The sequence below is a fragment of the Clostridium aestuarii genome (assembly GCF_026735135.1).
Lineage (GTDB): Bacteria > Bacillota > Clostridia > Clostridiales > Clostridiaceae > Clostridium_H > Clostridium_H aestuarii.
Genome location: NZ_JAPQER010000003.1, coordinates 400,126 through 420,582, shown reverse-complemented (window position 1 = coordinate 420,582; position 20,457 = coordinate 400,126). Strand labels below are relative to the sequence as shown.

Genomic DNA, 20,457 nt, shown 5'->3' with positions numbered 1-20,457 from the left:
ATTCATCAACTAAAATTCCTCCTAAAACATTTTTAATATCTCATTTATATTCATGCTTCTATAATATTCATTTCTTGCCTTCTCAATAAAGTTATCATAATCTTTTTCTTCTACTCTATTCAAAACCGAAATAACTTCTAATCCAGTAATACTTTTTATAACTTTTATATTATCATCTTCATAAAAGTTCCCTTTATACCCATTCACTATTATCCCTTTAATTTTTATGTTTTTACTTTTTAAAAATTCTACAGTTAACACAGTATGGTTTATAGTTCCTACTCCTGCTCTTGTTACTATTACTACTGGAAGATTTAAATCTTTAATTAGATCATATATATAGTATTTATCTCTTATTATAGGTACTACTACTCCACCGCTTCCTTCAGCTATTACAAAATCATATTTTTCTTTTAGCTTTTTATATCCTTCAAGTATCTTTTGTTTATCAATAGCAGTATCTTCTACTTCTGCTGCAATATGTGGAGATACTTCTTCTTTAAGACAGTAAGGATTCATAACATCGTATTCTTCCTTAATTCCCGTTATATCCTTTACTAATTTTACATCTCCCGATATTAGTTTGTCCTCTTTATATACTCCTCCACTTTGTACACATTTAAAGCTACATGCATTAAATCCATTTTTTCGCAATACATATGTAATCCCTGCTGTCACAAAAGTCTTTCCTACATCTGTATCAGTTCCAACTATAAAAATCCCCTCTGCCAACTTCTCACCTCATTTATATTTCTAATCCAGCACATCTAATTTTTTCTTTATCCTCTTCTATATTACTTCCTATTGTAGTTAGATAATTTCCAACCAATGCTGCATTTACTCCCGCCTTAAATCCTAGACCTTGTTTATCCTTAAGTGCTATTCTTCCCCCTGCATATCTTATATAAGCATCAGGTATTATATATCTAAAGGCAGCCATAGTTTTTAATATTTCTAAAGGAGCAACTTTTTTAGTTTTTTCAAATGGAGTACCTTTTATTGGAGTTAATACATTAATCGGAATAGATTTTATTCCTAAATTCTTTATTTCAAAAGCCATACTTATTCTATCTTGAGGATTTTCTCCCATTCCAATTATTCCTCCACAACAAATATCCATACCAGCTTTTTGCACATTTTTTATGGTATTTATTCTGTCTTCATAGGTATGTGTTGTACATATGTTGGAATAATTTTTTTTACAGGTTTCTATATTATGATGATACATACTTACTCCTGCTTCTTTAAGCTTTTTTGCCTGTTCATAAGAAATTATTCCATGGGAAGCACACAACTTTAAATTAGTATCCTTATTAAGTTCTTTATAAATTTCAACTAGCTTTTCAAGCTCTTCTTCACTACTGATTCCTCTTCCACTTGTAACTATTGAAAATCTATGTGCCCCTTCCCCTTGAACTTCTAAAGCCTTATCTAAAATTTGATTATATTCTATAAGCTCATACTCTTTTATTCCAGTATTATAATGTACAGACTGAGCACAATATTTACAGTTTTCTGAACATCTTCCTGATTTTCCGTTTATTATTGTGCACAAATCCACCTTTTTCCCTACAAATTTTTCTCTAATTTCATTTGCACCTTCAAATAAAGTTTCAAGACACTCTAAGTCTTCTTCATCAATATTTATTATTTTTAAAGCTTCATCAAAACTTATACTTCCACCCTTTAAGATTTTTTCTTTAATATCTTTAATAAAATTTTCCATAATATTTTCTCCTTTATTTGTTGTTTTTGACCTAAAGCATCAACTACGTTTACAAACTAAAATTGCTGCATAACTGTATTTCTAAACTCTATTCAAAAGCCCTGATTTTTTAAGCACTGGTACTACAGCTACTGCAGTAAGTGCTACTAAAACACTAAGTATTAAATCTGAAGTAATATATGGTATAAACCCTGCTGCAATTGCACCTTTTACTGACATAGCTTTACCTAAATAAAGATTTACTATCATATATAAATAAGATACTCCACATAAATATACAAAGAATAACCCTAATAAAACCGGTCCTAGTATTCTTATTGCTGTAACTTTTTCTATGTTTTCTGTTAGTTTTCCAATGATATATGCACATATTATAAATCCTATTAAATATCCAAAGGTTGGTTGCAGAATATACATTGGGCCTCCACCATTTGCAAAAATAGGAATTCCAATTAGCCCAATTCCTACATATAAAACTTGTGAATATAGCCCATGTTTAGAACCAAGAAAAATCCCTGCATAAGCACAAAATAAAAATTGTAGAGTAAATGGAACAATAGGTGTAGGTATCTTTATGAAAGCTCCTATTGCCGTTAATGCTGCAAACATTGAAATCAAAATCATATCTCTAGTTTTTATATTCATCCTTTGCTTCTCCCCTTACTAAATTTTATTTATTTATATTGTATAAATACTATTCAATATTGTCAACCACATTTTAAAATTAGGTTTACAATAAATTCAGTCCTTACACCTAAAGATTTACAATAATATTTAATCTACACTATTATTCAATAAGTAAAAGAGCTGACTCAAAAATAAATTACTTTTGAATCAACTCTTTTACTATTAATTATTTATTATTTTCATTATAATTTTTAATTGCAGCATTTATCTTGCTAGCAGCATTTTGTATTGCTTCTTCTGGAGTTTGAGTACCTTGAAGCATTTTCTCAATATTTATTTCTATTTCCTGTCTTGCCTCTGAAAATACACCTACTAAAGCACCTTGTGTGCAAGTGTTTATTGGAGTATCATGTAGCTGATCTATAGCTGTTTTAAATTGTGGATATTGTTTTAAATGTTCATTCATTTCTGCAATATCATAAGCTTTCTTTGTTATAGGGAAGTAACCACTTTGATTGTTCCAATATATTTGTTGTTCAGGTGATGCTATGAATTTAATGAATTCCCAAGCAGCTTTTTGTTTTTCTTCTGAACCATTATCAAGTGCCCAAAGAGCTCCACCACCAATTACTACTCCGCCTTTATCTGTATCATTTAAACTTGGAAGATATGCTGTACCAATTTCAAATCTATCCCCAACACCTTTTATAAATCCGCCTAAGCAAGCTGTTGATTCAAGTATCATTGCAGCTCTTCCTGCTGTAAAAGCATTTTTAGTATCATCAACTTTTCTTCCAAAATTGCCCACACAACCAGTATCCATAAGTTTTTTCCATTCTTTTAATATATTTAGTCCTGCGCCATTTTTATCCCAAGCTACTTCAGTAACCTTATCTTTTCTTCCATTTTCATTGTTTCCATATACTGCACCCTGTTTTGCTATTAATTGTTCAAAGAACCATCCATATACACACATTGAGAATCCATATCTACTTACTTTGTCTCCATCTTTTTTTACTAACTTTTTACTATACTCTTCGATTTCCTTAAAATTCTTAGGTGGTTTATTAGGATCAAGTCCCGCGTCTTTAAAAGCTGTTTTATTATAATAAAGTATTGGTGTAGATGAATTAAATGGCATTGAATATAATTTGTTATTAACTGTATAATATCCTAAAAGATTAGGCTCCAATTGAGAACTATCATATTCCTTATCATTGTCAATAAAGTTTTGCATTGGTACTACCCAACCACTATCTATCATAAATCTTGTACCAATATCATAAACCTGGCAAATGTCTGGCCCTGCTTTTCCCTGCATAGCAGTTTTTAATTTTGTTAAAGTATCATCATATTTTCCTTGATATTGTGCTGTAACATGTATATTTTTATGAGTATTGTTAAAATTCTCTGTCATAACTTTTACTGCTTTTCCATTTACGCCTCCCATAGAATGCCAAAATTTCAGCTCAATAACTTTCTCATTAGAAGCTGTTTCCTTTGAACTATCTGGTGCATTTCCTCCTGATTTAGATCCACTACTTCCACATGCTGTTAACGAAAAGATCATTGAACTAGTTAGTAAAATAGAAATAATTTTCTTAAATTTCATTTTTCTACTCCTCCCTTTTTCTTATTAATTTATTTGTTATTTTTTATAAGCTTTAGAAAATATTAAAAATAATAAATTAGCTTTTTACAGATCCTGATGTTAAGCCTTCAATAAGTTGTTTTTGACCTAAAACGAATGCCAATATAGAAGGTATGATTATCATTATAATACCTGCCATTAAAGGTCCAAAAGCTTGTGCATCAACATTTTGAAGCATACCTACTCCTATTTGTACTGTTCTCATACCTTCACGATTAGTAGTTAGTAACGGCCACATATACATATTCCATGCCTGTAAAAAAGAATATATACTTAAGGATCCTATTGCTGGTTTAGAAAGCGGTATAACAATACTAATCAAAAATCTAAAACTTCCACATCCATCTAAAATAGCAGCTTCATGTAATTCTTTAGGTAAAGTTAAAAAGAATTGTCTAAAAAGAAATATTCCAAGTGCAGATGTTAAATACGGAAAAATCAATGCTTTAAATGTATCTAATAATCCTAATGAACTTATAGTTAAGTAATTAGCAATGATAACTGCTTGACCTGGTATCATCATTGTAGATAATATGATTATAAATAAAATATTTTTTCCTTTGAATTCCATAAATGAAAATGCATATGCTGCAAGTATTCCTGTTATTACTTGCCCAATTGTTATGGACACAGACATTATTAAACTGTTTAATATAAATCTTAATATAGGTGCAGTCTCTAATGCTTCTTTATAATTTTCAGTAAAAATTCTTCTAGGTATAATTTTAGGTGGATACTCAAATATCTGATCTGGTGTCATTAAACTTACACATAAAGTGTAAATTATTGGTCCAAGTATTAATAACGAAATTACAATATTTAACGCATACATAATAATCTTTGATGTATTTTTCGTTTTCATTAATAGTTCACCTTGCTTTCACCAAATTTAAATTGAAGTAATGTAAGTACTAGCAATATTAAGAAAAGTATTATAGATTGAGCACTCGCCACTCCAAATCTATTATTAAAGAATGCTTCCCTATATATAGCATGTACAAGAACATTTGTTGATTCTCCTGGTCCACCAGAAGTCATTATATTTATTTGTCCGAAAGCTTGAAAAGTATTTATTATATTTATTACTAACAAGAAAAATAGTGTTGGAGATATACATGGAATTGTAATGTGTAAATGTTTACTAAAAACACCTGCTCCATCTATTGCTGCACTTTCATATAAGTCTAAAGGGACACCTTGTAATGCTGCTATAATAAATATAAAATTTATACCTATATTCATCCAAATGGTAACTACTGCAATAGCTATTAACCCCCACTTTGTATCAGTAAGCCATCCTATATTGGTTTTTAAAAAATAATTAACCATACCTATACTAGGGTGAAAAAGGAACATCCATACTATAGCTGCTGAAGCTGAAGAAATTGCCATTGGTAATGCATATATTGTTCTAAAAATACCTATACCTTTGAGTTTTACATTTGCAAGAATTGCAGTAATAAATCCTATAACCATAGCTGGAACTACAGTAAAAAGAGCAAATTTTATTGTAACAATTAAACTATTTTGAAATGAGGGTGATTTAAAAAGATTTATATAATTATTCAATCCAATAAAACTACTTACAGTTCCCTGAGAATCTGTTGCATTTAAACTCAAATATATAGTTTTTATAAAAGGGAAAAATATAAATAATGAAAAAACTATCATTGCTGGTAAAATATATAGATAAGGTTCTATGATATCAATAATAGATTTTTGTGCTCTTTTTCTTTTGTATAATTTCTTTTTAGCCCTCATCCTATTGTTTTTAAAATTATTCTCTCTATTCATCATTTTCCTCCTCATTATTTGTACTTTATTATTTATAAATGTTATATTAATCATCCTATAATATCTTTATTTACTATACTGGTACTTTTAGAAGTACTTTTTAATATATTTTTTATTTTTTTAATTCGTAATCTCTAAAACTAAAACACCATATAATAATATTACTTCACAATATTCTTATATTCAGATAATAAAAAAAGCACGGTTTCCCGTGCATTCTTTTTATTCTAAAGCAGTACTTCTTCGTTTATGTTTAGGTTTTAAAAAATTCCACTTAGTTTCAGCAGTTATTACAGCTGCTAATATAAATATAGAACCAAAAACCATTTTTATTGTAAATAATTCACCTAACAAAAGAACTGATAATATACATCCAAAAAGTGATTCCATAGAAAGAATTATAGCTGCATGAGTTTCATAAGTATATTTTTGTGCTATATTTTGAATTATAGTAGCAAGCATAGTGCTAAATAATCCTAAATATAAAACAGACATAATACTTTGAGTCCCTATTTGTTTAGGAATAGTTTCAAAAGCAAGCGCACTTACAGCCGAAATAATTCCACATACCCCTAGCTGAACAATAGTAAGTATTATAGGATCTACTGTTTCTGTATAAAAACTAATTGCTATTATTTGTGCTGCAAAAAATACTGCACATACAAGTGTAAGACTATCACCTAATCCTATATGTAAACTATCTTGTAAGCTTAACATTCCTATACCTATTAAAGTTAAAAAAGCTGCTATTATTGAATATAAATCTGGTCGCTTTTTATTAACAATCCATGCTAAAAAAGGTACAATAACAACATAAGTTGCTGTTAAGAAGCCTTGTTTTGCCGCTGTTGTATATTGAAGACCTATAGTTTGAGTTGCATAACCTCCAAATAAAAATATTCCTATTACTGTTCCTGATTTAATATCCTTTTTAGTTACTAATCTTATTTTTTTCCAAAATACTATACATAATAGTAAAGTAGCAATTATAAATCTCAAAGCTACTATACAAAATGGTGGAATATTATCTAAAGCATCTTTTACTGCTACAAATCCCCCTCCCCATACAATGGCTACTAAAAGCAATGACATATCTGCTAAAATACTTTTTTTATTATCAATATGCTTCATATTTTACCCTCCCCCTGTCCAGTTTTAATATGATAATTATTTTCCTTTTAATTCTTCTTTTAACTGATAAATTCTTTTATTTAATACAGGATGCATTAAATATGGTGCTATATCACAAAGTGGTTCCAAAACAAACATTCTCTCATGCATTCTCGGATGAGGTATAATAGCTTCTTCAAAATTTGTTACACAATCATCATATAAAATTATATCTAAATCCATAGTTCTTGGTCCCCATTTTATTATTCTCTCTCTTTTTAGATCCTTTTCAATCTTTAATAATAATTTCATAAGCTCTCTTGGTTCTAAAAGGGTTTTCACTTCAAAAACTCCATTAAAAAAATTATCTTGGTCTAAATATCCTACTGGAGCTGTTTCATATATATTGGATTGCTTAGTTACTTTAGTTAGTCCAGACTCATTTATTTTATTAATGGCTTGTTTAATATTTTCTTCTTTACTTCCTAAATTTGAGCCTACTGCTATATAAGCTTTATGCCATGCTCTATCCACCTCAACTGCCGCATATTTTATAGGCTTTCCAATAGGCGCCCAAGGTTTTTTTACAATAACTTTTACTCTTTGAGGCAAATCATAATTTAAAAGAATATATTTTGCAATCTCTTCTGCAGATTTTTCAATCAAATCATATTTTTCGTTTTTAAATTCTTCTTCAATGTCACAACACAGCTGACCATAATTAACTGTTTTAGTTAAATCATCACTTTTTCCTGCTTGAGATAAGTCCAAAAACAATTCAACTGATATTAAAAATTTCTGCCCCATTCTTTTCTCTTCTTCATTAACTCCATGAAAAGCGTATACTTCCAAATCCTCTATGTATATTTTATCCAAACATCTCACTCCATTCTTATCACACAATAAATTTTATCTTACTATAGCATCAGTCATATCACAGGCTCTTTTATTTTCTTTTACATCATGTACTCTTACAAAGTCACAGCCCTTCATTATACCAATTACGGTAGTAGCAATAGTTCCCTCTACTCTTTCATCTGCTGGTAAATCCAATGTAATCCCAATCATAGATTTTCTTGATGTACCTAATAACCAAGGATAGTCCAGTTTATTTAATTCTTCCAACTTATTCATAACTTCTAAATTACCTTCATATGTTTTAGCAAAACCTATACCTGGATCTAAGATTATATTTTCCTTTTTTACGCCTGCCTTTAAAGCAATATCAATACTTTCCTGTAAATCCATTAACATATCTTCCATGATATTATTGTAATTCTTATCATTTCTATTATGCATAAGACAGCATGGCACATCATATTTCGCTGCTATTTTTGAAATTTCAGGATCTTTTTTGAATCCCCAAACATCATTAATAAGTGAAGCTCCTACCTTCACCGCCATTTCCGCTACTTTGGCTTTTGAAGTATCTATTGAAATTGGTATATCTATTTCCTTAACTAAAACCTCTATAACAGGAACAACTCTTTTTATCTCTTCTTCAATTGAAACTTTCTGGTGCCCTGGTCTTGTAGATTCCCCTCCAACATCTATAATATCTGCTCCTTCTTCTATCATTTTCTTAGCATGAGCTACTGCTTTGTCTACATTACTAAATTTGCCACCATCTGAAAATGAATCAGGAGTAACATTAAGTATTCCCATAACATATGTTTTTTCTCCTATTTTAAATTCTTTATTACCTATTTTCATAACATTTCCTCCCTTTTATTGTAAAAAATTAATTCAACATGTAAATCCACCTGCATAGCAAATTACTATACAAGTGGATAAGTATTAATATTTTAAGTTTAAATTTTTCTTCTCATCTGACCAGTTACATTTTTTTCTACTTCTACAGCAAAAACAATTTCTTGATAATTTGTCCGCCGCATATATTATATCACTTAAATACGCTTCTTTTTCTTCAATTATATCTTTATCCTTTTTTCTATGATTTAATATGGCTTTTTTTATCTTTTGTATTTCTATTTTTGAAAATCCACTATCAATTAAAATCTTTTCGCTTAAATCAGAACTTGCTATATTATGCGGAATACCATTCTCATATTCTCTCCATCTTCCTATATCATGAAGAAGAGCCGCACCATAAACCACTTCCTTGTGTATATTAAAGCCTTTTTCTAAATTTAAAATATACGCTATTCTTGCAGTATCTAAAAAATGTTGTATATCATGTTTACAAAATTCTCTTTTTCGCTCATATTTCATAATTTTTTTTAAATACTCATTAAATTTTTCGTGATATAAAATCTTACTTACTCTCTCCATGTAATTTAATTCTTCAATCCCCATTAAACTACCTCTCTATTTTAATTATTTATCTCTAAGAAAATTACATAATTAAAATTTTCATGTAGCTATGTGATTTTAAAATTATGCAATTTTCTCATTTATTTATATTCAAAATTAAAAACACATATAACTTAAAGAACAGACTCATACTTAGATTTAATACTTCTTATTATATCACTTTTATTTAAAATTTTTTCTTCTATGCTATATATCTGCATAATTCCCATTAAACTATTAGTCAAAAATACTCCTTCACTGTTTTTTAAATCTTCTAAAATAAACTTTCCTTGTAAAACTTTAAAATTGCTGATAATCCAATTTCTTACCACTCCAGGAAGAAGTCCACATTTTAAAGATGGAGTACATATATTTCCTTCTCTAATAAAAAACAAATTTGAAACACTTCCTTCGCTTAAATACCCATTATTATTAAAAAACAAAACCTCATTATACCCTTCTTTTAAAGCCTTTTCTCGTTCAATTATATTATCTAAATAATTTAAGGATTTTAAATATGTTATATATGAATTAGTATTTCTTGTAATATCACTTATTTTCACCTTAAACCCATTAATATAGTCTTCTTCTTTATATCCTATTTCTCTTTTAGTAAAAATTATATTATTTTCACTCACAACTATTTTAACTGCACAATTGCTGCAATTTAATTTTTTTATATTTCCAAGGCAATATTGTTCTGAAATTTGAGTCTTTATTCCTATCTTTACAAGCCCTGCATTTAGTCTATGTAAGTGTTCCTTCAAAAAAACAGGTTTATCTTTAATTAAAATAGTTTCAAACAATCCTCTTCCAAATAAAAAACCGTTATCTAAATGAATTTTACTTTCTTTCTTTAACTCATTGTTAACTATTATCACAAAAACACCTCATTGTAGGTAAGATTTTTTAATTAGTTTCTTAAAGAATACAATAATTATACACCTTCGTGAATATTTATGCAAAACTTTCAAATAAAGCTTTAGCTTTATCTAATGTTTCATAGTATTCAGCTTCCGAATCTGATTCCCAAGTTATTCCTCCGCCAACTCCCATATAAGCCTTATCATCTTTCATAAGAATTGTTCTTATAACTATATTTAAATCTACATTATCATCAAATCCTATATATCCTATACACCCAGTATATATATTTCTTCTTACCTTCTCCAATTCATCTATTATTTCCATAGAACGTATTTTAGGATCACCAGTTATAGAGCCTCCAGGGAAACATGCCTTTATACAATCTATTGAAGTGCATTCATCCTGTAATTCTCCTTTTATTGTTGAAACCAGATGATATACTGTACTATATTCTTCAAGTTTAAAAATTTCCGTAACCTTAACAGATTTTGGTTTGCATACTCTACTTAAATCATTTCTCTCAAGGTCAACAATCATTAAGAGTTCCGATTTATCTTTTTCACTATTTATAAGTTCTTGTCTATTTTTGAAATCCTCTTCTTTATTTTCCCCTCTTGGTCTTGTACCCTTTATTGGTCTTGTTTCTACAACTCCATTTCTTATTTTTAAAAATCTTTCTGGTGATGAAGAAACTATACTAAATCCACTTAATTTCATAAAAGCAGCAAAAGGAGCTGGATTTATGCTTCTTAAATTTTTATAAACCTCATAAGGTTCTTTTTTTGTACTACATGTAAATCTTTGAGTTAAATTAGTTATGTATATATCTCCATTTTTTATATATTCTCTAACTTTATCTACAGTCTTAATATACTCTTCTTTATTAAAATTAGAGTCAAAATGAAGTTTAGTTTGTTTAAATTTTGTATGTTTTACTTTCTTGCCTTTATGTATTTTATCCTTTATACTGCATATACTCTTCTCAGGTTCTTTTAAAATACCAAGTGCAGTTAAATAAACTTTATTATTAACATGGTCTATTACAATTACATTATCATAAAAATTAAAATAACAATGAGGTATATCCACATCCTCAAATGCTATTTCTGGAAGTTGCTCTAGGTTTCTTCCTAAGTCATAAGAAAAATAACCTATACCACCTCCTATAAAAGGAAGATGGGTATTATTCTTCAGCTTATATTTTTTTATAATTTTTTTTAATTCTTCAAAAACATCTCCTTCGTATCTTTTTCCATTGAAAAAACATGTATCGTTTTTAAATTTAAAAGTTATAAAAGGATTTAATCCAATAAAAGAATATCTTCCTAATCTTTCTCTGTCCATACCACTATCTAAAAAAACACTTTCATTCAAATCTTTAAATATAGAATATATACTAAAAGCATCAAGCTCAGTATCAATTTCTTCTATTAATGGATTTATCATATTTTGCACCTCTTTATAAAATTTTCAAGAATTTCATGTCCACATTCCGTCAGCTCTGCCTCTGGATGAAATTGAACGCCTTCTATATCATATTCTTTATGCTTAAGTCCCATTATAACACCATCTTCAGTCTCACAAGTTATTGAAAAACAAGAAGGTAAACTTTCTTTATCCACAACCAGCGAATGATATCTAGTAACCTTCAAAGGGTTTTTTATCCCCTTAAATATTCCTTTGTTATTATGATATACATTAGATATCTTGCCATGCATAGGTCTTTCACCTTTTACTATTTTTCCTCCAAATACATACCCTATAGCTTGGTGTCCAAGGCATATTCCCAAAATAGGAATTTCACCTCTAAAATTCTTTATAATCTCTATAGAGTTTCCTGCATCTTTAGGGTCTTTAGGTCCTGGCGAAATTATTATTCCTTCTAAATCCATTTTCTTTATATCTTCTATGGTAATTTTATCATTTCTATATACTTTAATATCTTCTCCTAATTCCTCAAAATATCTTACAAGATTATAGACAAAGGAATCATAATTATCTATCATTAAAAACATAATATACCACCTTTATATAATCTAAATTTTAAAAATTAGTTCTATTATATCAAAAGCTTTTTGTATGGTACATATCAAATCCTTACATAAATTATTTTATAAACATATATAAATAGTATTCCCTCATATAAAATTTAAAGCAAATTCACTAGTATAATAAATAAATTTAGGTATATAATGAGTGAGTAACTTGTGTTTTTAACAGCCAATAAATGTTAAATAAAAATAACTTATCCAGTTGAGGTGAAATACTATGTATAAAAAAGGTGATTTTCACAATCATACAAATGCATCTGATGGAAAACTATCCCCAGCTAAATTAGTTGAACTAGCTAAAAAAGAAGGTTTACACATAATAGCAATAACAGATCATGATAACACCAATGGCATTGATAATGCTTTGAAAAAAGGAAAAGAAATATCTTTAAAAGTTATTCCTGGTATAGAATTAACTACACGACATAACGGCGAAAGTGTTCATCTATTAGGATATTTTAAAGATGATAACTATAAGTCGCCTACTCTTCAAAGCCACTTAAATATATTACAAGAACACAGAATAAAAAGAGGTGAAAAAATAGTACATAACCTAAAGAAATTTTTTGATATATACATTAGTTACGACCAAATATTATCAAAAAACAAAGGAATCATTGCAAGACCACATATTGCAAAAGCCATAATAGACGCAGGCTATTCTTATGATTGGAATTATATTTTTAATAACATTATAGGAAACAATAGTCCTGCTTATGTTCCCACTAAAAATATAAGCATACTTGAAGGTATCAATATACTTAAATCTGCGGATGCTTTTGTATCTCTAGCTCATCCTACTCTTATAAAAAAATCTAAAACAGAAGATCTTATGAAATTTGATTTTGATGGAATTGAAGCAATTTATCCACTAAACAAACCAGGTGAAGAACAAAAGTTTAAAGATATAGCCAAAAAACATAATAAACTTATAACTGCTGGTTCTGATTATCATGGTCTTGACAAAAACGATAAAAAGCACGGATACATAGGCAATTCTATACTTGAAGGAGAATACTTAACTGAATTTTTAAAAGCTATAAGCTAATTTTCAATGATGGAGGTGCAGTCTTGAAAACTTATGCTGTAAGATTAACAACTGGTCAAGACTTAAAAAAAGAATTAATTAACTTTACAAAAGAAAACAATATAAATGCTGGATGCATTTTAACATGCGTTGGTTGTATTACTAGAGCAACCCTTAGAATGGCTAATGCATCAATTATAAAAGATTTTGAAAAAAATTACGAAATAGTTTCCTTAGTAGGTACTTTATGCAAAGATGGTATTCATCTACATATTTCTTTATCAGATGAAAAAGGAAATGTAATTGGCGGACATTTAAAAGAAAACTGTTTAATTGGAACTACAGCTGAAATTATTATTGCTGATTTAGATCATTTGAAATTCACAAGAGAATTTGATAAAAAAACAGGCTATAAAGAATTACATATCTCAAAATAAATTTAATTATTAGCTTTTTATATTTTCACAATATAGAATTTAAAATTCACTTAAACTTTAATTTTAAAACAAAAATTGCTGACAAACAACTTGTCAGCAATTTTATAAAAATATTAACTATCTTTATTTTTTATTCTTAATTTCATCTATTACCTTTTTTATTGTGTTAAATAAAATTCCTAATCCTATTAACACAAATAAAAAATATATATCCTTGTTATTAGCTGGATTATTGATAAACTCTAAAATTTTATCCATTTTTTATCTCCAACCTGTTTATTATGAAGAATTTTACGCTTCTTGTAAAAATGCATAATATCCTCTCATTGTTTCATATACATCAGCTTTACTTACAACTTCCCATGGAGCATGCATGTTCTGAACAGCAACACCACAATCTATAACATCCATACCATATTCAGCAAGTATGTACGCTATAGTTCCACCGCCTCCTTGGTCAACTTTTCCAAGTTCAGCAGTTTGCCATGATACATTATATTTTTCCATCATAGTTCTTATTTCTGCTATATACTCTGGACTAGCATCATTACATCCTGATTTTCCTCTAGCACCTGTATATTTATTAAATACAATTCCCTTTCCAAAGTAAGCAGCATTTTTCTTTTCCATTACAGCTGGATAGTTTGGATCAAACGCAGCACTTACATCTGATGATAACATTTTTGAATTAGCAAGAGTACGTCTTAATTTTAATTCACTGTAATCTCCTACTAGATTCATAACTTCAGCCACTGAATTTTCAAAGAATTTAGAGTGCATTCCTGTTGCTCCAATACTACCAACTTCTTCTTTATCAACTAATAAAGTTACACATGTCTTTGTTGAATTTTCAATTTCAAGCATTGCTTCAAATGATGTAAAAGAGCACACTCTATCATCATGACCATAAGCCATAACCATACTCTTATCAAGTCCATAATGTCTTGCAGCACCAGCTGGAACTACTTCAAGCTCTGCTGATACAAAATCCTCTTCTTCAATATCATATTTTTCATTTAATATCTTTAATATATTTAATTTCACTCTGTTTTTAGCATCTTTATCTTCAATTGGAATACTTCCCACTAGTATATTTAAGTCTTCTCCTTCAATTCCTTTAGCTAATTTTTTTTGAAGTTGATCTGCTGATAAATGAACCAATAAATCTGAAATACCAACTACTGGATCACTTATTTCTTCCCCTATAACAATATTTACAGTTGTTCCGTCTTTTTTAATCATAACTCCATGAATTGCAAGTGGTAGTGTTACCCATTGATATTTTTTAATTCCACCATAATAATGGGTATCAAATAAAGCTAAATCTGTATCCTCATATAATGGATTTTGTTTTAAATCTAATCTTGGTGAATCAACATGTGCTCCTAATATTCTTAGTCCTTTTTCAAAAGATTCACTTCCTACTATAAACATTGCTAAAGTTTTACCTTTATTATTTGCATAAACCTTATCTCCTGATTTTAAGCTACCATTTTCCTTTATTATATCTTCTACATTCTTATAGCCTGCCTTTTCTGCAAGAACTATAAATTCATCTATGCATTCTCTTTCAGTTTTGCATTTAGACATAAAGTCTATGTATCTATCATTTAGTTTAAATACATTTTCCAAATCGTCTTTAGAATACTTATTCCAAGCATATTCATATTTTTTCTGTAAGTCTTTTTCTACTTTTTTTTGTTCTGACATATATATTCCCCCTATTTTGATGTCTAATTTTACAATTCACTATCCATTATATCATAAAATACAAAATGGAAAACCTTTCATTTTAAACCACTCTATAACCATCTTTTTCTTCTAAATATATACATAAGTATAATAACAATTACTATCATAATACCTAGTGTATAATAATATCCATACTTATAACTTACAAAAGGTATATTTTCAAAGTTCATTCCCTGCATACTAGTTAATAAATTTAGAGGTAAAAAGATACTTGTTATTACAGTAAACACCTTCATAAGACCATTAGTTTTGTTAGCAATTTCAGATTCAAATGCTTCTCTGACCAGCGCTAAATCCTGTACCAAACTTTCAATTGACAGCATAAGCTTATTAATTTTCTGGTTAATATTATGAAAAAATTTTATATCATTTTCATCAAATATAGAATTATCATTACTAACCAAACTATCTCCTATATATCTTAGTGGATTTAAATATTTTCTTATCTTGTATACTTGTCTTCTTAGATGTATAAGTTCATCTGCATGCTCATTCAAAGGATTCTTTAAAATAGAAATTTCTATTTTGTCTGCCTTTGTTTCTAAGTCAGATATTATATTATAATTTTTAACTATAATTCTATCTAAAATATAGTACAAAATTATTGAAGGCTTAGGATTATCTCTAATCATAAAACAATTTTTCATATTCTTAATATCTTCTATTAAGTCTTTAATTATGCTTATTTCACCTTTACAAACAGTAATTATATAATCTTTGCTTAAATATATGTTTAATTCTCTACTTTCAATTATCTCATTTCTGTACCCTAATATATTAAGACTTAAAAATATATAACCATCAAAAAAAATTATTTTAGATGACCTGTTACTTTCTGTAATACATTGATTAATGCTTTCCTCATCTAAAATAAATTTATCTTTTAAGTTAGTAATTTCTTTAGGATTTACTAATATCCAATAATTACTCTTCCCAATTTTATATGTATCTTCCCTAACTTTCGTAAAACCGTTTAGAATATCCAATATTTGCATATGATCACCAAATTAGATAATATGGTATAGTTTAGAATTATCTTAACCATTTATTTATAGTATTTGTTTTTTTATTGGTGATTATTCCATCTATTCTAATATCATGCTTCTCCACAGGAACCTTATCAAATATTTGGAAATCATATGCTAAACTCAGTTTTAAAGTATTTTTATTAACTTTTTTTAAAAATCTATCATAAAATCCGCCACCGAGCCCTATTCTTCCACCATATTTATCAAATGCCATTCCAGGTATTAAAGCTAAATCAATATGTTTTTCATCAATTTGCAGATTAAAATTTAAGGGTTCTAAAATACCATAAGCACCACTTTTTAAATCTTGAAAACTTTTTATTTCAACAGCCTTCATACCTTCTTCTTTTGATATTATCTTAGGCACACACACTCTCTTATTGTCTTTAATTGCATATTTTATAAATTTATGGGTATATACTTCATTTTTAAAGCTTACAAAACAAAATATAACCTTAGAGTTTTTATAAGCTTTATTTTTTATTAGTTTATTAAATACTTTATTATCTAAATCTTCTTTTTTATTTTTACTTAATAGACTTCTTTTTTGTGTTATGAATTTTCTAAACTCCTCTTTACTTTGCATTGTTAAATATTTCTTCCATCCTTTTTTCTATTGTTTCTACTGGTGATACCTTAGACATCTTACTATATCTGTAGTTTGCTGCCGCAGCTTCAATTATAACAGCTATATTTCTTCCTGGTCTTATTGGTACAACTATTTTTTTTACTGGCATATCTAGTATATTTACATATTCTTCGTCTATTCCTAATCTATCATAATTTTGTTCTGACTTCCACTGTTCTAAATATATAACAAAATCTATAATTTTCTCTTTCAAAATAGAACTCAATCCATAAAGTGCTGGTACATCTATTATTCCCATTCCTCTTACTTCCATCATACCTGAAGTTATATACGGAGCAGTTCCAAACAAATTACCATCTATCTCTTTTATATCTACAGCATCATCAGCTACTAATCTATGTCCTCTTTTTATAAGTTCTAAAGCTGTTTCGCTTTTGCCTATACCACTTTCTCCTGTTATCAAAATCCCTATACCATAAACATCAACTAAAACACCATGGAGTCTAGTTTCTGGTGCTAACTCTCTATCAAGATAATTTTTAAACTTAGTTATAATCTCTGTAGTCAAAGTTTGACTTCTTAGAACCCATCTCTTATTCAATCTAGCATTTTCAACAAATTCTCTATGAGGTTCTAACCCCCTTGCTAAAATAATACAAGGAGCTTCAAACTGAAAAAATTTTTTCATTCTTTTTTTTATAACCTCAGTTTGCATTGTCTCCAAAAAACTCCATTCAGCTTTACCTATTATTTGAATTCTGTCATTAGCAAAATAATCATAATATCCTGCAAATTGAAGTCCAGGTCTATTTATATCACTAGTTTTTATCTGTACTCCTTCTTCACCTTCTGATAAAACTTCAAGTTCTAAATCCTTAACTAACCTTTCAACTGTTATCACTATTGACCGCCCTCTTTTCTTATGTGTTTTTTATTCTAAACAATTAATTTAATTAAAACTTTATATCATCAAAGTATACAATTGCATAATTCTTATTTATATATTTTACATTATATTAATGGTTTAATCTATAATTATACATAAAAACTTTATCTTTCCTCATTTATGTAATATGTTTTAATTACTAAATAAAAAAAGATATAGAATAAATAGTCATACTATCTATCCTATATCTATATTACTCTATTTAACGTTAGTATTTATACTCTATTTTTGTACAAGATTACTTTTATAAAGGTGATGTACAGCTTCAACAAATCTTATTGTTGATGTTTTAGATCTCATGACTATAGAATGAGTTGTAGCTGTTTCATTTTTAGAAAAAACAACGCCCTTTAACAAATCACATTCTGTAAGTGCTGTAGCTGCAAAATAAACATCATCACTTCTAACTAAATCATCAATAGTTAATACTTTTTCAACATCTTCAATTCCCATTGCAATACATCTTTGTTTTTCTTCATCATTATGAGGTTCAAGTTTAGCTTGCATTTCTCCGCCCATACACTTAATAGCTGCAGCTGCTATAACACCTTCTGGTGCTCCACCTGTTCCTATCATTAAATCAATACCAGTATTTTCAAATCCACATGCTAAAATAGCCGCAACGTCTCCTTCTCCAAACATTTTAACTCTTGCGCCTACTTCTCTAGCTTGTTCTACTATATAATTATGTCTTTCTCTTTCTTGTACTATTACCGTTACTTCATGTATGTCTTTATTTAAAGCTTTTGCTACATTTATAATATTTTCCTTTGGTGATTTATTTATATCTATAGCTCCCTTAGCTCCAGCTCCAACTGCAATCTTTTTCATATACATATCCGGCGCATGTAAAAGACTTTTTCTAGGTCCCATTGCAACAACAGCAATAGAATTTGGTAACCCTTTTGCAATAAGAACAGTTCCATCTATTGGATCTACTGCAATATCCATTTCAGGCATATTTTCTTCACCTAATCCTACTTCTTGTCCAATATAAAGCATTGGAGCTTCATCCATTTCTCCTTCTCCTATAACAACAGTTCCACGAATAGGCATCAAATTAAATGCTTTTTCCATTCCATTTACAGCCTCTTGATCTGCTGCATTTTTATCTCCTCTTCCCATAAGCTTAGCCCCTCTAAGAGCTGCTGCTTCTGTTACCCTAACTAATCCCATAGCAACATCTGTATTAATCATTTGTATCCTCCCCAAATTATATTATTATATTTATTTACATTATATGTAGTGTTTTTACATCTTATCGTTTAAATATTATACACATTCCCTTTAATTACATTCAATATTATATCACATTTATGATTTAAATCAAGAATGTTGTATTATTTTCAATAAAATAACTATTAATTGGATTTAAAATTGAAAATATACGTTTTATAATATATCAGTCATATTTTTTTTATTTTCTACACAACAAAAAAATAAACCGATAATAAATAATTATCATCGATTTATTTTAATTCTACATTTTTACTAAAATTTATAGTTTTCTTACTACTTCATATATTCTCTCAAATGCCTCTTCATTTTCTCTTACTGGAAACTTATCTGTATTGCTTATGTATACTCCTCCTATAACTTCACCACCTATACTCTTCATTATATATTTAAACATATTCTGCATAGGTTTAAACATATCTCTCCATTCACTACCTGCATTTAAAAACAATACTCCTTTTTTCTTGCTAATAGTTTGGTTTGAATTTAATATATATTTTTTACTCCAATAAACCTGCATTCTATCTATTATATTTTTTAATGTTCCTGGGTAAGAAGCAAAATACATAGGTGAAAATATAGCTATATTATCACTTTCATTAATTTTTTCATAAATATATGTCATATCATCATTTATAGAACATTTTCCTTCACAAGTATAACAAATTTTACAACCGATACAAGGTTTAACATTTACATCATAACAATTGATTATGTATGTTTCTCCTCTTAATTCTTTTAAAAAAGCTTCCAGCATAGCTTGTGTATTTCCTTTTTTATTAGGTGATGCCATAAATATTAAAGTCTTCAAAATTAATATCACTCCGTACTAAATATTTAATTTTTCTAAAATATCTTCTATTTCAAAATCTTTTTTTGAAAATATCCCTATAAATTCGTTATATTCTTGTTCATAGTCCCCATTATATAAAACATATTGTGCTATTAAATCAAATTCTTCTGTTATTTCTTCAATTATTTCTCCAACATTATCTTCAGATATATCACTTAAGTATGGAATGAAAAATCCGTCATTCCATATTTCTCCCCTTTTCACATCATCACTTTCATCATCTGCATAGCTCTTAGCCGCGTCTATCTCATCCTTATCAAACTCATAAAAAAATTTCAAAACCAATATATCCTCTTTATAACTTATTTCTTCCACCTGACTAAGTCCATTGTTTTGTAAAAAATTCACTATTTCTTTTTTATTCATCATTAATCTTTATTAAGAAAAAATATATTAACTACTCTCTCCTAATAAAAACTCACCTCCTTATATAATATACTAAATTAAGAA

At 28.3% G+C, this 20,457-nt stretch carries 23 protein-coding genes; 2 read left to right on the top strand and 21 right to left on the bottom strand.

The genetic code is table 11. The features are described 5' to 3' along the window. Positions 1-21 precede the first annotated feature (21 nt). From bioD to OW763_RS10095, 13 genes are all read right to left on the bottom strand, one after another. Complete coding sequence (gene bioD, locus OW763_RS10155; protein WP_268041003.1) at positions 22-732, bottom strand: dethiobiotin synthase; 711 nt, start codon at positions 730-732, stop codon at positions 22-24. A gap of 13 nt (positions 733-745) precedes the next feature. Further along, complete coding sequence (gene bioB / locus OW763_RS10150) at positions 746-1,726, bottom strand: biotin synthase BioB (RefSeq protein ID WP_268041002.1); 981 nt, start codon at positions 1,724-1,726, stop codon at positions 746-748. 81 nt (positions 1,727-1,807) lie between these two features. Beyond that, complete coding sequence (locus tag OW763_RS10145) at positions 1,808-2,371, bottom strand: biotin transporter BioY (RefSeq protein WP_268041001.1); 564 nt, start codon at positions 2,369-2,371, stop codon at positions 1,808-1,810. A gap of 208 nt (positions 2,372-2,579) precedes the next feature. Continuing rightward, a complete protein-coding gene (locus OW763_RS10140) occupies positions 2,580-3,965 on the bottom strand; it encodes an ABC transporter substrate-binding protein (protein ID WP_268041000.1) in 1,386 nt (461 codons plus the stop codon). A gap of 76 nt (positions 3,966-4,041) precedes the next feature. Then, the gene (locus OW763_RS10135; protein WP_268040999.1) at positions 4,042-4,866 is read right to left on the bottom strand and encodes a carbohydrate ABC transporter permease; all 825 of its coding nucleotides are present in this window, start codon (positions 4,864-4,866) and stop codon (positions 4,042-4,044) included. Next, a complete protein-coding gene (locus OW763_RS10130) occupies positions 4,866-5,765 on the bottom strand; it encodes a carbohydrate ABC transporter permease (RefSeq protein WP_268041081.1) in 900 nt (299 codons plus the stop codon). The genes OW763_RS10135 and OW763_RS10130 overlap by 1 nt, the downstream gene beginning before the upstream one ends. A 255-nt stretch (positions 5,766-6,020) precedes the next feature. Further along, a complete protein-coding gene (locus OW763_RS10125; RefSeq protein WP_268040998.1) occupies positions 6,021-6,929 on the bottom strand; it encodes a DMT family transporter in 909 nt (302 codons plus the stop codon). Between the two features lie 36 nt (positions 6,930-6,965). Then, positions 6,966-7,784 carry a 2-amino-4-hydroxy-6-hydroxymethyldihydropteridine diphosphokinase gene (gene folK, locus OW763_RS10120; RefSeq protein WP_268040997.1) on the bottom strand — a complete coding sequence of 273 codons (819 nt, stop codon included), beginning with the start codon at positions 7,782-7,784 and terminating at the stop codon, positions 6,966-6,968. A gap of 33 nt (positions 7,785-7,817) precedes the next feature. After that, complete coding sequence (folP, locus tag OW763_RS10115; RefSeq protein WP_268040996.1) at positions 7,818-8,621, bottom strand: dihydropteroate synthase; 804 nt, start codon at positions 8,619-8,621, stop codon at positions 7,818-7,820. Between the two features lie 84 nt (positions 8,622-8,705). Continuing rightward, on the bottom strand, positions 8,706-9,224 hold the full coding sequence (locus OW763_RS10110; RefSeq protein ID WP_336296890.1) for an HD domain-containing protein: 519 nt from the start codon (positions 9,222-9,224) through the stop codon (positions 8,706-8,708). A 131-nt stretch (positions 9,225-9,355) separates the two neighbouring features. After that, positions 9,356-10,102 carry an aminotransferase class IV gene (locus OW763_RS10105; RefSeq protein ID WP_268040995.1) on the bottom strand — a complete coding sequence of 249 codons (747 nt, stop codon included), beginning with the start codon at positions 10,100-10,102 and terminating at the stop codon, positions 9,356-9,358. Positions 10,103-10,178: 76 nt separating this feature from the next. Then, positions 10,179-11,531, bottom strand: a complete 1,353-nt coding sequence (gene pabB / locus OW763_RS10100) for an aminodeoxychorismate synthase component I (protein WP_268041079.1) — start codon at positions 11,529-11,531, stop codon at positions 10,179-10,181. Then, positions 11,531-12,103, bottom strand: coding sequence for an anthranilate synthase component II (locus tag OW763_RS10095; RefSeq protein WP_268040994.1), 573 nt, complete (start codon positions 12,101-12,103; stop codon positions 11,531-11,533). The genes pabB and OW763_RS10095 overlap by 1 nt, the downstream gene beginning before the upstream one ends. 253 nt (positions 12,104-12,356) lie before the next feature. Between OW763_RS10095 and OW763_RS10090 the strand changes: the two genes are divergently transcribed. Both OW763_RS10090 and OW763_RS10085 read left to right on the top strand, forming a co-directional pair. Then, positions 12,357-13,187, top strand: a complete 831-nt coding sequence (locus OW763_RS10090) for a PHP domain-containing protein (RefSeq protein ID WP_268040993.1) — start codon at positions 12,357-12,359, stop codon at positions 13,185-13,187. Positions 13,188-13,210: 23 nt separating this feature from the next. Beyond that, positions 13,211-13,603 carry a PPC domain-containing DNA-binding protein gene (locus OW763_RS10085; protein ID WP_268040992.1) on the top strand — a complete coding sequence of 131 codons (393 nt, stop codon included), beginning with the start codon at positions 13,211-13,213 and terminating at the stop codon, positions 13,601-13,603. A gap of 123 nt (positions 13,604-13,726) precedes the next feature. Here OW763_RS10085 and OW763_RS10080 read toward each other — a convergent pair whose 3' ends face one another. The 8 genes from OW763_RS10080 to OW763_RS10045 all read right to left on the bottom strand — a co-directional run bounded on the left by OW763_RS10080 (position 13,727) and on the right by OW763_RS10045 (position 20,373). Continuing rightward, positions 13,727-13,861, bottom strand: a complete 135-nt coding sequence (locus OW763_RS10080) for a hypothetical protein (protein WP_268040991.1) — start codon at positions 13,859-13,861, stop codon at positions 13,727-13,729. A gap of 33 nt (positions 13,862-13,894) precedes the next feature. Further along, positions 13,895-15,313, bottom strand: coding sequence for an aminopeptidase (locus tag OW763_RS10075; protein ID WP_268040990.1), 1,419 nt, complete (start codon positions 15,311-15,313; stop codon positions 13,895-13,897). A gap of 92 nt (positions 15,314-15,405) precedes the next feature. Further along, positions 15,406-16,350 carry a magnesium transporter CorA family protein gene (locus tag OW763_RS10070; RefSeq protein WP_268040989.1) on the bottom strand — a complete coding sequence of 315 codons (945 nt, stop codon included), beginning with the start codon at positions 16,348-16,350 and terminating at the stop codon, positions 15,406-15,408. Between the two features lie 37 nt (positions 16,351-16,387). Next, positions 16,388-16,969: a 5-formyltetrahydrofolate cyclo-ligase gene (locus OW763_RS10065; protein ID WP_268040988.1), complete on the bottom strand. Its 582-nt coding sequence runs from the start codon at positions 16,967-16,969 to the stop codon at positions 16,388-16,390. Next, complete coding sequence (gene hprK / locus OW763_RS10060) at positions 16,959-17,876, bottom strand: HPr(Ser) kinase/phosphatase (RefSeq protein ID WP_268041078.1); 918 nt, start codon at positions 17,874-17,876, stop codon at positions 16,959-16,961. Before hprK ends, OW763_RS10065 begins: the two co-directional genes overlap by 11 nt. A 264-nt stretch (positions 17,877-18,140) precedes the next feature. Then, the gene (glpX, locus tag OW763_RS10055; RefSeq protein ID WP_268040987.1) at positions 18,141-19,115 is read right to left on the bottom strand and encodes a class II fructose-bisphosphatase; all 975 of its coding nucleotides are present in this window, start codon (positions 19,113-19,115) and stop codon (positions 18,141-18,143) included. A 301-nt stretch (positions 19,116-19,416) separates the two neighbouring features. Then, complete coding sequence (locus OW763_RS10050; protein WP_268040986.1) at positions 19,417-19,965, bottom strand: flavodoxin family protein; 549 nt, start codon at positions 19,963-19,965, stop codon at positions 19,417-19,419. An 18-nt stretch (positions 19,966-19,983) separates the two neighbouring features. After that, entirely contained in the window at positions 19,984-20,373 is a 390-nt protein-coding gene (locus tag OW763_RS10045) for a hypothetical protein (RefSeq protein ID WP_268040985.1), read from the bottom strand. Between the last annotated feature and the right edge of the window lie 84 nt (positions 20,374-20,457).

Coding starts and splice junctions, on each gene's coding strand:
- OW763_RS10095 (WP_268040994.1), bottom strand. CDS start 12,103: ATGTTTTTAATGATAGATAATTATGATTCCTTTGTCTATAATCTTGTA.
- OW763_RS10070 (WP_268040989.1), bottom strand. CDS start 16,350: ATGCAAATATTGGATATTCTAAACGGTTTTACGAAAGTTAGGGAAGAT.
- bioB (WP_268041002.1), bottom strand. CDS start 1,726: ATGGAAAATTTTATTAAAGATATTAAAGAAAAAATCTTAAAGGGTGGA.
- OW763_RS10125 (WP_268040998.1), bottom strand. CDS start 6,929: ATGAAGCATATTGATAATAAAAAAAGTATTTTAGCAGATATGTCATTG.
- OW763_RS10080 (WP_268040991.1), bottom strand. CDS start 13,861: ATGGATAAAATTTTAGAGTTTATCAATAATCCAGCTAATAACAAGGAT.
- OW763_RS10090 (WP_268040993.1), top strand. CDS start 12,357: ATGTATAAAAAAGGTGATTTTCACAATCATACAAATGCATCTGATGGA.
- OW763_RS10145 (WP_268041001.1), bottom strand. CDS start 2,371: ATGAATATAAAAACTAGAGATATGATTTTGATTTCAATGTTTGCAGCA.
- OW763_RS10140 (WP_268041000.1), bottom strand. CDS start 3,965: ATGAAATTTAAGAAAATTATTTCTATTTTACTAACTAGTTCAATGATC.
- OW763_RS10075 (WP_268040990.1), bottom strand. CDS start 15,313: ATGTCAGAACAAAAAAAAGTAGAAAAAGACTTACAGAAAAAATATGAA.
- OW763_RS10130 (WP_268041081.1), bottom strand. CDS start 5,765: ATGAGGGCTAAAAAGAAATTATACAAAAGAAAAAGAGCACAAAAATCT.
- glpX (WP_268040987.1), bottom strand. CDS start 19,115: ATGATTAATACAGATGTTGCTATGGGATTAGTTAGGGTAACAGAAGCA.
- OW763_RS10135 (WP_268040999.1), bottom strand. CDS start 4,866: ATGAAAACGAAAAATACATCAAAGATTATTATGTATGCGTTAAATATT.
- folP (WP_268040996.1), bottom strand. CDS start 8,621: ATGAAAATAGGTAATAAAGAATTTAAAATAGGAGAAAAAACATATGTT.
- OW763_RS10065 (WP_268040988.1), bottom strand. CDS start 16,969: ATGCAAAGTAAAGAGGAGTTTAGAAAATTCATAACACAAAAAAGAAGT.
- OW763_RS10045 (WP_268040985.1), bottom strand. CDS start 20,373: ATGAATAAAAAAGAAATAGTGAATTTTTTACAAAACAATGGACTTAGT.
- OW763_RS10110 (WP_336296890.1), bottom strand. CDS start 9,224: ATGGGGATTGAAGAATTAAATTACATGGAGAGAGTAAGTAAGATTTTA.